A 12,888-nucleotide genomic window follows, 5' to 3' on the forward strand; every position below is an offset into this window, starting at 1 on the left:
CTCCAAGCAACATGAGCTCAAGGCACTGGTAAGTTATTTATGATCAGGCAATAGCCCGGTACAACCGGATGTGGTTCGGCACTATGAAGACGCGGATAAACGGTACTTGCTGCCGAAGCGAGGGGGATTATTAGCAAGGAAAATGGAGAGTGCAAAGTTATTTTCGATTATTTTTTATCGACAATAAAATATGAAACTTCCCAATAACAGCGGGGTCATTTGCTGGTTATACCGAATTATTTCGGCAAAACCGTAGCTGGATAAGGTTCAACTATAAAGCTTGGTAAATCATCAGCTTACGTGTTTAGTGAAATGACTGCGGAACTTTACAGACGGCGGGCTTTCTGTTGTCGTTGGCCTTGTCGTTCTGCGCTCAAACATCGCCGAACGTGTCTGGTTTTCTGGCGTCATTATTTTTTCCCACAATAACGCATTGCACTCCCTTACGCTCGTTTTCTTCAGTCCGACAGCAACCTGTGCGCCGTCGTGAACTGTCAGCCGATATGCGTGAGCCGCTGTTCCGACAATACCGGACGGCCGAACGCATAATCCTGAAAGTGCAAACAGCCTCGGCTTCGAGTTGTGCCTGCTGTTGTCGGGTTCACGCGGTTCTGCACGGCCGGTCCCTCGGCCTGGAGCGGTCCAGCGGGTACTGGCGCCGCTCGGCGCCGTCGCAGGCGTTTATCCGTCAGTCCGCTTCAGCCACAATGCTGCCTTTTTTACCCGCCAGCCTGTTGTGGCTGAAAAAGGATTTGTACCGATGATGTTCCTTTCCAAACCCTGGCTCACCAGCCTTGCGCTGACGTTGCCGCTGGCTGTGCTGCTCAGCGCTTGCGATCAGTCCGATCAATCCGCAAAGCCGACCGTCCCGGCGGCACCGCCGCACACCACCTACACCCAGGCCACATGGGACGCCTTGCCCGCGGTGTCCGAAAGCGACCTGCAAGCCGGTTTCGCCTCGTGGCGCAGCGCGTGCGTGCGCTTGAAAGCCGATGCGGTATGGGGCGCGACCTGTGCCGCCGCGGCCGGCCTGCCGGCTGCGCCTGGGGCCACCGATATTCAGGCGTTTCTCAACGACCGGTTGCAGGTCTATAGCCTGCGCGCCGAGGGCGGCAGTGCCGACGGCCTGATCACCGGTTACTACGAGCCGGTCTACCCCGGCAGCCGGACCCGTACCGCAACCGCCAACGTGCCGGTGTACGGCGTTCCCGACGACATGATCGTGGTCAACCTGGACAGCATCTATCCCGAGCTCAAGGGCAAGCGCCTGCGTGGCCGGCTCGACGGTCGCGTGCTCAAGCCTTATGACGATGCCGCGACCATCCGCACTCAGGGACTCGACGCGCCCGTCATCGCCTGGCTGACCGATCCGATGGATTTGCAGTTCCTGCAGATCCAGGGTTCGGGCCGGGTAAGCCTGGCGGACGGTTCGCAGATCCGCCTGGGCTATGCCGATCAGAACGGGCGCCCGTATCGGGCCATCGGTCGCTGGCTGGTGGAGCAGGGTCAGTTGAAGAAAGAAGAAGTGACCATGGGCACCATCGCCGCCTGGGCCAAGGCCAATCCGCAGCGGGTATCCGAATTGCTGGCCAGTAACCCCAGCTACGTGTTCTTCAGCCGCAACCCTGACAGCAACGAAGGTCCGCGCGGGTCGCTCAACGTGCCGCTGACGGCCGGCTACAGCGTAGCCATCGATCGCAAGGTCATTCCGCTGGGCAGCCTGCTGTGGCTGTCCACCACCCGGCCGGACGGCAGCCGCGTGGTGCGCCCGGTGGCGGCGCAGGACACCGGTGGCGCGATCGCCGGAGAAGTACGCGCCGATCTGTTCTGGGGCACGGGCGAGGAGGCCGGCAAACTGGCCGGTGACATGAAGCAGAAGGGCAATATCTGGCTGCTGTGGCCCAAGGGAATGCCGCTGCCGGAAACGCAAGCGGCCTCGCCTCAATAGCCCGGAACAGCTGGGCCGCTACTGCTTGGAGGATATCTAGCTAGATAGATAGCTAGATATCCCGGTGCGCGTTTGAATGGTCCCTTGCCATCAAATGGATATCGCATTTTCCAGCGCCAATAAAGTGCCGTAAAACCCCTTGACACCGTTCATCGGTAATGGATTCGTAGAAAATATCAAAATATTGACACCATCAAAATGATATTACAGGCTATGTGCTCATGTATGAGTGTCGGGCCTGTTTTCAGCAGCCCCTTTTGAGGTTGTCTGGATGAGTCGTGCCGATGATGTTGCCAGTCTGTTCCAGCGTTTTGGCGCGAGCTCCGATGGGTATCTTGAAGTAGAAAGCCGCTTCGATTATCGCGAGCCTGCCGTATTCCAGCCTGCGCCTGTCGTGGCACCGGAGCCGGCGGTGATGCCGAGCGTTGCACCTTCCCAGAACGCCGAACCGCGCCGCGAACCGGCCAGGATCGGCGCCGGGCCGCTGGGGCATTTGCTGGCCGAAGTGGCTCAGGCCCGCGAGGCCGAAGCTGCCGCACGAGCCGCCGAAGCCTTGAACCAGTCGATGAGCAAGCAACAGCCGGCGCCTGTCGAGGCGCAGGTGATTGCGGTGATCTCGGCCAAGGGCGGCGTGGGCAAGAGCACCTTGAGCGCGGCACTGGCTTCCACGGTCAGGTTGCCGGGCGGTCGCACCCTGGCCATCGATCTTGATCCGCAGAATGCGCTGCAACATCACTTGAGCGTCAGCCCCGACACCGCAGGCATGGCCAGCGCTAGCCTGACCGGCGAGGACTGGGGCACGCTGTTGTCGCCAGGTTCGGGCGACACCCGCCTGTTGCGCCACGGCGCGCAGACCCAGGAAGAGCGACGCGCCCTGGAACGGTTCATGGACAACGATCCGCACTGGCTGGTCCGCCAACTGGGGCGCCTGCAACTCAGTGCCCGGGACGTGGTGGTGCTCGATGTGCCATGCGGCGATGCGCTCATGCTGGAACAGGCACTGAACGCCGCCAGCCAGATTCTGGTGGTGGTGACGGCCGACGCGGCCTGCTACCTGACCCTCGATCAGATCGAAGCCCGCCTGGAAGCGACCCTGGGCCGTGAGCAACCTGCGGCCTGCGCCTTTGTGATCAACCGGTTCGATGCCTCGCGCAGCTTTGCCCGGGACATGGCTGAAGTCACCACACGGCGCCTCGGTGAGCGCCTGCTGGGTGTGGTGCAGGAAGACCCGGCGCTCGGTGAAGCTCTGGCCTACGGTCACAACCCGGTACTGGCCGCCGACGCCACCCAAGGCGCGCAGGATCTGCTGAAGCTGGGCAAGACGCTGATTTCCCGTCTGATCAACCCAGGCGCTCACGAGTCCCCACTGCCATGACCAACCTGTCTCTCGACGTGTCCGCGACCCGGACGCGCGCACCGCTGTGGCTGGGCACGTTGTCATCCTGGTTCGGCAGCCTGCCCTCGACGGCGCGCAAAGTGCTCAAGGGCACGGCTGCCCTTGTCGGCCTGCTGCTGATGGCGCTGGCCATCAGCGTGCCGCTGGACCTCTACGCCCAGTGCTTCTTTGCCCTGGGCTGTTTCGTCGCGATGCTGGTAATCCGCCGGATTCCGGGGCGCATTTCGGTGCTGGCGCTGGTGGCCCTGTCGTTGCTGGCCTCGCTGCGCTACATGTACTGGCGCCTGACCTCGACCCTGGACTTCGACAACTGGCTCGACAGCCTGTTGGGCTACGGCCTGGTGATTGCCGAGTTCTACACCCTGGTGGTCATCGTGCTGGGCTACGTGCAGACCGCCTGGCCGCTGCAGCGCAAGCCGGTGATGATGCCTCGCGACACCAGCCAGTGGCCGACGGTGGACGTGTTCATCCCCTCGTACAACGAAGCGCTGAACATCGTCAAACTGAGCATCTTCGCCGCCCAGGCCATCGACTGGCCGGCGGACAAGCTGCGGGTCTACGTGCTCGATGATGGCCGGCGCGATGACTTTCGCGAGTTCTGCGAGCAGATCGGCGTGGGCTATGTCACCCGTGACAACAACCGCCACGCCAAGGCCGGCAACCTGAACGAAGCACTGAAGGTCACCGACGGCGAGTACATCGCCATGTTCGATGCCGACCACGTGCCGACCCGTTCCTTCCTGCAGGTCGCCATGGGCTGGTTCCTCAAGGACCCGAAACTGGCGATGCTGCAGACCCCGCATTTCTTCTTTTCCCCGGACCCGTTCGAGAAGAACCTCGACACCTTTCGCGACGTGCCCAACGAAGGCGAATTGTTCTACGGCCTGCTGCAGGACGGCAACGACCTGTGGAACGCGACCTTTTTCTGCGGTTCCTGCGCGGTGCTGCGTCGTTCGTCATTGCTGGAAATCGGCGGCGTGGCCACCGAGACCGTGACCGAAGACGCGCACACGGCGCTCAAGCTCAATCGCCTGGGTTACAACACCGCTTACCTGGCCATTCCGCAAGCCGCGGGCCTGGCCACCGAAAGCCTGTCGCGGCACGTGGCGCAGCGTATTCGCTGGGCGCGGGGCATGGCGCAGATCTTCCGCACCGACAATCCGCTGCTGGGCAAGGGCCTGTCGCTCGGCCAGCGGCTGTGCTACGCCAACGCCATGCTGCACTTTTTCTACGGATTGCCGCGCCTGGTGTTCCTGACCGCGCCGCTGGCCTATCTGCTGTTCGGCGCCGAGATCATGCATGCCTCGGCATTGATGATTACCGCTTATGTGATCCCGCACATCCTGCATGCCAGCCTGACCAACTCCACGATTCAGGGGCGTTTCCGCCACTCGTTCTGGAACGAAGTGTACGAAGCGGTGCTGGCCTGGTACATCATGGGCCCGGTCCTGATGGCGATGATCAACCCCAGGTTCGGCGGCTTCAACGTCACCGACAAGGGCGGCGTGGTGGAAGAGAAATTCTTCGACTGGACCCTGGCGCGGCCCTATATCGTGCTGCTGACCCTCAATGCCGTGGTGTTCGGCATCGGCATCGTCAGCCTCTACGAGCTGGGCTGGAATAACGACGCGGTCACCCTGACGATCCTGATCAACCTGGCCTGGACCATCTACAACATCATCATCACCAGCGCCGCCATCGCGGTGGCCAGCGAAATTCGCCAGGTACGTGCCGAGCCTCGGGTCCAGGCCGAACTGCCGATCCGCGTGGCCCGCGCCGACGGCGTGCTGATCGACGGCGTGACCCAGGACTTTTCCCAGACCGGTCTGGGGCTGTTGCTGCCGCTGGGTTCGGGCATCGAGAGCGGCGACGGCATCGTGATTTCCATGTACCGCGGTTCGCAGGTTTATGACTTCCCCGCCCGGGTGATGTTCTGCCGCGACGGTTACCTGGGCACCCGTTTCGAAGGCCTGACCCTGCGCCAGCAGAGTGAACTGGTGCGCCTGACGTTCGCCCGTGCCGACAACTGGGCCGCCAGTTGGGGCCATCGCCGGCCGGATACGCCGCTGGTCGCCCTGCGCGAAGTCTGCCAGATCGGCCTGCGCGGGATTTTCGAGCTGCTCAAGGCCACCCGCCGGGACGTCAGCCGTTTACTGCCGCGCCGCACCCGACCCTCACCCCCTTCCGCAAACTGATGGATTAGTAGTCATGACTACACGGTATTTTTCTGGCGCCGAGCGGTTTGCCGCGCCGCGCTCATGGGCCTTGCTGGCCTGCGCGTTGTCGATGCTTTCCGGCACAGGGGCTGCAACAGCCTCCGAAGCGGCGGGAGTGGGTGACGATTACAGCGTGACCCTGCAACAGCTGGGTCGCAATTACCCGATGAACCTGCGCGGCGTCGAAGCCACCGACAGCGTCAATTTCAACGTGCGCGCCGACCAGGTCGTGACCGGTGCGAGCCTGACCCTCAGCTACAGCTATTCGCCGTCGCTGCTGGCCGACCTGTCGCAGATCAACGTCATGATCAACGACGAAGTCGCCGCGACCCTGCCATTGCCCAAGGACAACGCCGGCAAGCCGCAGACCCAGGTGATCGAGATCCCGCCGCAGATGATCACCGAGTTCAACCGGTTGAGCCTGCAGTTCATCGGTCATTACACCATGAGCTGCGAAGATCCCCGGCACTCCAGCCTCTGGGCGCGGATCAACAACGACACCCGTCTGGACATCCGCGTGACGCCGTTCGCGCTGCCCAACGACCTGGCGATCCTGCCGCTGCCGTTCTTCGACCGTCGTGACGACCGTGACCTGACCTTGCCGGTCGTGCTCGGCGCTGCGCCCGACAACACCACCCTGGAAGCGGCCGGTGCGCTGGCGTCCTGGATCGGTGCGGCCAAGACCCGTTCGCGTAGCGCCTCGTTCCCGGCGCATTTCAGCGACCTGCCGGCGCGGGGCAATGCCCTGGTGCTGCTCAAGGGCGACGGTGCGTTGCAGCTGGGCGCGCTGTCGATGCCGGCCGCCAAAGGCCCGACCCTGACCATGGTCACCCACCCGCTGGACCCCAACGGCAAGTTGCTGGTCATCAGCGGCCGCGACTCGGCCGAACTCAAGCAGGCGGTCAACGCCCTGGTGCTCGGCGGGCAAAGCCTGGTCGGCAGCAGCGTGCTGATCGACCGCGTCGAAACCCTCAAGCCGCGCAAGCCGTATGACGCACCGAACTGGCTGCCCACCGACCGGCCGGTCAGGCTCGGCGAGCTGATCGAAGCCAGGAAACTGAACGTGGCCGGTTACGAGCCGGGCGAAATCGTCGTGCCGCTGAACCTGTCGCCGGACCTGTTCAGCTGGCGTGAAGAGGGCGTGCCGCTCAAGTTGCTGTACCGCTACACGCCCCAGGAACGCTCCAACAATTCCTCGGTCATGGTCAGCTTCAACGACAGCCTGATCAAGGCCGAGCCGCTGCCCTCGGTTGAAAACCTGGACAGCGGCCTGGTCGCCAGGCTGACCGGCGGCAACGACACCATCAGCCGCGAAGCGCGCATGTACCTGCCGATGAACGCGGCGGCCCTGCAATCGCGCCTGCAGATTCGCTACATGTTCGATTACCTGAAACAGGGCGAATGCGGCGACATCATCATCGACAACATGCGCGGCAGCATCGACCCCGAGTCGACCCTGGACTTCAGCGGTTACGACCACTTCATGGCCATGCCCAACCTGGGCGTGTTCAAGGATTCGGGCTTCCCGTTCACCCGCATGGCCGATCTGTCGCAGACCGCCGTGGTGCTGCCGGACAACGCCGCGGCCAGCGAAGTGACTGCGTACCTGAGCCTGCTGGGTCGCTTCGGCGAGTCTACCGGCTATCCGGCGACTGGCGTGTCGGTCATCCAGGCCGAACAGATCGCCACTGCTGCAGACAAGGACATTCTGGTCCTGGGTTCGGCGAGCAATCAGCCGTTGTTCAGCCAGTGGGCCGACCGCCTGCCGCTGGCCGGCACCGGTCAGCAGCAGGGTTTCCAGTTCTCCGACCTGTCGTTCCGCCTGCGTGACTGGATGAGCCCCGACCCGCAAGAAAACCTGCGCCGGGCGCGGATTTCCATGGCGTTCTCCAGCGACAAGCGCAGCACCTTCCTGACCGGCTTCGAATCGCCGCTCAAGCCGGGTCGCAGCGTGGTGCTGATTGCCAGCGGCCAACCCGACGGGCTGGCTGACGTGACCCAGGCGCTGAACACCAGCGACAAGGTCCAGGGCAGCCTGGTGGTGGTGCGCGGCAAGTCGGTGGAAACCCTGGTTGCCGATCAGCAGTACTACGTCGGCGAATTGAACCCGATCCGCTACGTGCAATGGCTGATGTCGCGCAACGTGCTGTGGCTGCTGCTGATCGTGGCCGTCGCGGTGGCGCTGGTGACCAGCGTGGCCTACCTGACACTGCGCTCGATCGCCAAAAGCCGTCTGGAGAGCAGGTAAGCCATGTCGGCCTTCGCGATGAACCTGCGTCGGGCGGTCTGCTGGATGGCCGGTGTGCTGCTGTCGACGACGCTGGCGCCAGCCATGGCCGCCGGCACCTGCAACAACTCGACCTGGCCGTTGTGGCAGACCTACGCCCAACGCTACGTGCAGGATGACGGGCGCATGCTGGAATCGAGCATGCAGCCCAATCACAGCACCTCCGAAGGCCAGTCCTACGGCATGTTGTTCGCCTTGGTCGGCAATGACCGCGAGCGTTTCGACAAGCTGTGGGCGTGGACCGCCGCCAACATGATGGGCTCGGACCTCAAGACTCGCCTGCCGGGCTGGTTGTGGGGCCAGGGCGAAGATGGCGTGTGGAAACTGCAGGACGCCAATTCGGCGTCCGATGCGGACCTGTGGATTGTCTATTCGCTGCTCGAAGCGGCGCGGGTCTGGCAGCAACCGGCGTATCGAAACGATGCGCTGGCGATGCTCAAGACCCTGGAAGCCAGGCTGGTGGTCGATTTGCCGGGTCTGGGCAAGATGGTATTGCCCGGGCCTGAAGGCTTCGTGCAACCCGATCACCTGTGGCGCCTGAACCCCAGCTATCTGCCGGTGCCGTTGCTGCGCCGGCTGGCCAAAGAAGCCCCGAAAGGCCCGTGGGCGCAGATCGCCGACAACACCGCCAGGCTGATCGATTCCGCAAGCCCCAAGGGCTTTGTCGCCGACTGGGTCGGCTATCGCGGCACCTCGCCCACATCCGGCCTGTTCGTGGTCGACCCGATCAACGGCGAGCTGGGCAGCTATGACGCGATCCGCGTTTATCTGTGGGCCGGCATGACGCCTGCGTCCGACCCGCTGGCCGCCGGCCTGCTGACCCGCCTCGACGGCATGGCCACCAGCACGGCCACCGTCGGCACGCCGCCGGAAAAAGTCCAGGTCGTCAGCGGCGCCCGCGACGGCCAGGCACCGTTCGGATACTCGGCTGCGCTGCTGCCGTACTTCCAGGCCAAGGGCCAGACCTGGCTGGTCGAACAGCAACAGCGCAAGGTCGAACAAGGTGTCGAGAAGGCGCTGGCCCGCGACCCCAAGGACCGCACCGAACCTGCCTATTACAACCTCATGCTCAGCCTCTTTGCGTTGGGCTGGGCCGAACAACGTTATCAGTTCCGTCATGACGGAACCCTCGAATTGTCCTGGGAGACGTCATGCCCGCGCGCCGTCACACGTTAGTCATCGGGCTTCTTGCGGCGGCGATCACAGCCAGCGTAGCCTACGCCCAAAGTTCTCCCGCACAGGCGCAACTGATCGAGCAGGGCCACTACTGGCAGACTCGCTCCGACGCGTCGCGGGCTGCCGAGATCTGGCAGAAAGTGCTGCAGAACGACCCCGAACAAGTGGACGCGTTGTATGGCATGGGCGCCATCGGCGTCAAACAGAACAAACCGCAACAGGCCCAGGCTTACCTGGCGCGTTTGCAGGCCCTGGCGCCTGTGCCCTGGCTGGCCGTGCAGCTGGAACAGGACATTGCCCTGAGCCAGCCGCAGAACCAGGCCCTGCTCGATGAAGCCCGGCGTCTGGCCGACGCCGGTGAGCGCGACCAGGCCACGGCCGTGTTCCGCCGGTTCTTCGGCAGCCGCGCGCCGCAGGGCAGCATCGGTCGCGAGTACTACACCAACCTGGGTTTCAACAACGCCGACTGGCCCGAGGCGCGCAAGGGTTTCGAACGCCTGATCCGGCAGAATCCGGATGACTCGATCCTGGCGCTGTTTTTCGCCAAGCACCTGGCCCGCCGTGAAGACAGCCGCGTCGAAGGCATTCGGGCGCTGGCCCGGCTGACCGAGCGGGTCGATATCGCCGGTGACGCCGACCAGAGCTGGCGTATGGCGCTGGTCTGGATCGGCCCGCCCAATGCCGCGCAAGTGCCGCTGTTCGAGCAGTTCCTTAGGGTCCACCCGGACGATCAGGAAATCCGCGAGCAGATGAACAAGGGCCGTCAGCAGCAGGCCGGTGGCGCCGCGCCGGCCTGGCAGCAGGACCCGCTGGTTGCCCGTGGCCTGAGCGCGCTGGATAAAGGCGATCAGGCTGCAGCCGAAGCAGCCTTCAATGCGCGCCTGACAATCAAGGCCGACGATGCCGATGCATTGGGTGGCCTGGGCGTGGTCCGTCAGCAGCAGAATCGGCTCAGCGAAGCCGAACAGTTGCTGACCCGCGCCACGCGCCAGAACGGCGGTGCACGCTGGAAAAGCGCGCTGGACAACGTCCAGCTGTGGAGCAACTTGCAACAGGCCCGCGACCTGCAGGACAAAGGCCAGACGGCCAAGGCGCAGGAACTGCTGGCCCAGGCCGCGCGGCGCAATCCGTCCAGCGTTGACGTGCGCCTGACCCAGGCCGATCTTTTGGCTCAGGCCGGTCAGCTGCAAGCCGCTCAGGCCGGTTATCGCCAGGTGCTGGCGACCCAGCGCGGCAACCCGCAGGCGCTGCGTGGTCTGGTCAATGTCCTGGCACAAAGCGGCCAGGCCGATGAAGCCTTGCGCCTGCTCGACACGCTGCCGGCGGCGGAACAGGCCAGACTGGGCGACAGCGCCCGGTTCAAGGCGTTACGCGCCACTCAGGTGGCCCGTGTGGCTGAACAGCGCGGCGACGTACGCGCGGCCCAGGACGCGTTGAAAGACGCGGTGAAAAACGATCCGGACAACGTCTGGACCCGTTTCGATCTGGCTCGCCTGTACCTCAAGACCGACGAAGCGCCCAAGGCCCGTCAGTTGATCGACGATCTGCTCAAGACCCACCCCAACGACATCGATGCGCTGTACACCAGCGCCTTGCTCTCGGTGGAAATGGGTCAGTGGCAAGACGCCCAGGCCACCTTCGCGCGCATCCCGGTCGACCGCCGCACGCCGGACATGAACGCCCTGGCCGACGAAGTCACCATGACCGTGCAGATCAATCTGGCGACCCGCATTGCCCTGCGCGGCCAGCGGCAGGAAGCCCTGGCGTTGCTGGATCGTCTGCAGCCGGTGGCCAACGGCAGCCCGGAACGGCAGATGACTTTGGCCGGCGCCTACATCGACGCCGGTGAAAAGGAGCGCGGTCAGGCCCTGGCCCGCAACGCCATGGCGCAGACCCCGGCGCCTTCGGTGGACCTGACGCTGCAATACGCCGGCCTGCTGCTGGCCGCCGGCGACGACGTGCAGGTCAATTCGATCCTGCGCAGCGTGCAGGGCCAGCCGATGAACAGCCAGGCGCGCAAACGCTTCGACGATCTGTTGTACCAGTACCGGGTTCGCCAGGCCGATCTGCTGCGCGAAGGCGGCGACCTGGCCGCTGCCTATGACACCCTGGCGCCCGCGCTGGCCCAGCGTCCCGGCGATATCCAGGCAGTGTCGGCGTTTGCCCGCATGTACACCGCCCATGGCGACAGCGCCAAGGCGTTCGAACTCTACAAGCCGTTGTTGCAGCGTCAGCCCCACGATCCGCAGGTGCTGCTGGGCGCGGCCGATGTCGCCGCCAAGGCGCGTGAATACGCATCTGCCGAACAGGCCCTGGGGCAATTCCTCAAACTGGAACGCTACGACCCGCAGAGCCTGACCGAAGCGGCACGGATCTACCAGAGCATGGGCAAGACCGGTACCGCGACGGATCTGCTGCGCAAGGCCGTGGCCATGGAACAGAGCGAGAAGCAACGCTTCGCGGCGGCTCAGGCCGGCCCGGCCACGACCTCGTCCAACCCATTCGCGGCCAGCGGACCGCGCAGTCTGGCGGCCAGTGACGCGGCAGCGATTCCTGTGCCTGCGCAGGTTGCCCTTGCCGGTGGCGAATCGGCCGGCAATCCGTTCAGTGACGCGTATCCGGGGCAGGATCTGGCACAACAGCCGTTGGCGACTGGCCATACCCAGACCGTGCGCGGTAATCCGTTCGCGGCCGCGTCCGCCAGAGAACAGCAGAGCAGCGCCCAGCGTGCGTTGAACCGCATTCTTGAGCAGCGCAGCGGCTACGTCAGCCAGGGCCTTGCGGTTCGCAGCAACAACAGCGAATCGGGCCTGGGCAAAATGACCATGGTTCAGGCGCCGTTGCAGATCAACCTGCCGGCCGGTGACAACCGGGTCGCGGTGCAGGTCACCCCGGTGACGTTGAATGCCGGCAGCGTGAAAGCCGAGTCCGGTGCGCGCTTCGGTGGCGGCGGCAGCACGGCCGCCGGTTCCCAGCGTGAGCAGGGCGTGGGCCTGGCGCTGGCTTTCGAGCGCCCCGAAGAGGGCCTCAAGGCCGACGTCGGCACCACGCCGATGGGCTTCAAATACAGCACCGTCGCCGGTGGCGTGAGTGTTGACCGGCCGTTGGGCGATAACCCCAACCTGCGTTACGGCGTGAATGTCTCGCGCCGTGCCGTGACCGACAGCGTGACCTCGTTCGCCGGTTCCACCGACAAGCGTACCGGCCAGTCCTGGGGCGGCGTGACCGCCAACGGCGGCCGCGGGCAGATCAGCTTCGACGACCAGACCATCGGCGGTTACGGCTACGGCTCGTGGCACAAGCTGGTGGGCAACAACGTCAAGTCCAACAGCCGTGGCGAACTGGGCGGCGGTGTCTACTGGTACCTGCGAAACACCGAGGACAGCCAGCTGACCGCCGGGCTGAGCCTGATGGGCATGAGCTACGACAACGACCAGAGCTACTTCACCTACGGCCATGGCGGCTACTTCAGCCCGCAGGATTTCTACGCCCTCGGCGTGCCGGTCATGTGGTCGCAACGTACCGAGCGCTTCAGCTATCAGGTCAAGTCATCGGTGGGCGTGCAGCACTTCCAGCAGGACGGCGCCGATTACTTCCCCAACGACAAGAACCTGCAGGCGGCATCCGGGCAGCGTCATGCCGGGCAGAGCAAGACCGGTATCGGCTACAACCTGAGCGCGGCGGGCGAATACAAGCTGGGCTCCAGCCTGTTCATGGGCGCCAACCTGGGCCTGGACAATGCCCGGGACTACCGCGAGTTCAGCGGTGCCCTGTACCTGCGTTACATGTTCGAGGACATGACCGGCCCCATGGAACTGCCGCTCAGCCCTTACCGTTCACCTTATTCAAACTGATTTCTGGAGAA

At 64.2% G+C, this 12,888-nt stretch carries 6 protein-coding genes; all 6 read left to right on the forward strand.

Translation table 11 applies throughout. The features are described from left to right. Positions 1–760 precede the first annotated feature (760 nt). The 6 genes from EGJ27_RS24305 to EGJ27_RS24330 all read left to right on the forward strand — a co-directional run bounded on the left by EGJ27_RS24305 (position 761) and on the right by EGJ27_RS24330 (position 12,877). Positions 761–1,948 carry a murein transglycosylase A gene (locus EGJ27_RS24305; protein WP_125833288.1) on the forward strand — a complete coding sequence of 396 codons (1,188 nt, stop codon included), beginning with the start codon at positions 761–763 and terminating at the stop codon, positions 1,946–1,948. Between the two features lie 271 nt (positions 1,949–2,219). Then, on the forward strand, positions 2,220–3,323 hold the full coding sequence (gene bcsQ, locus EGJ27_RS24310; RefSeq protein WP_125833289.1) for a cellulose biosynthesis protein BcsQ: 1,104 nt from the start codon (positions 2,220–2,222) through the stop codon (positions 3,321–3,323). Next, complete coding sequence (gene bcsA / locus EGJ27_RS24315; protein WP_125833290.1) at positions 3,320–5,539, forward strand: UDP-forming cellulose synthase catalytic subunit; 2,220 nt, start codon at positions 3,320–3,322, stop codon at positions 5,537–5,539. The genes bcsQ and bcsA overlap by 4 nt, the downstream gene beginning before the upstream one ends. Before the next feature lie 13 nt (positions 5,540–5,552). Further along, a complete protein-coding gene (bcsB, locus tag EGJ27_RS24320; RefSeq protein ID WP_125833291.1) occupies positions 5,553–7,808 on the forward strand; it encodes a cellulose biosynthesis cyclic di-GMP-binding regulatory protein BcsB in 2,256 nt (751 codons plus the stop codon). Between the two features lie 3 nt (positions 7,809–7,811). Next, entirely contained in the window at positions 7,812–9,023 is a 1,212-nt protein-coding gene (gene bcsZ, locus EGJ27_RS24325) for a cellulose synthase complex periplasmic endoglucanase BcsZ (protein WP_125833292.1), read from the forward strand. Next, a complete protein-coding gene (locus EGJ27_RS24330; protein ID WP_177523097.1) occupies positions 8,999–12,877 on the forward strand; it encodes a cellulose biosynthesis protein BcsC in 3,879 nt (1,292 codons plus the stop codon). The genes bcsZ and EGJ27_RS24330 overlap by 25 nt, the downstream gene beginning before the upstream one ends. The last annotated feature ends 11 nt before the right edge of the window (positions 12,878–12,888 follow it).

The sequence above is a fragment of the Pseudomonas sp. v388 genome (assembly GCF_003935425.1).
Taxonomy (GTDB): domain Bacteria; phylum Pseudomonadota; class Gammaproteobacteria; order Pseudomonadales; family Pseudomonadaceae; genus Aquipseudomonas.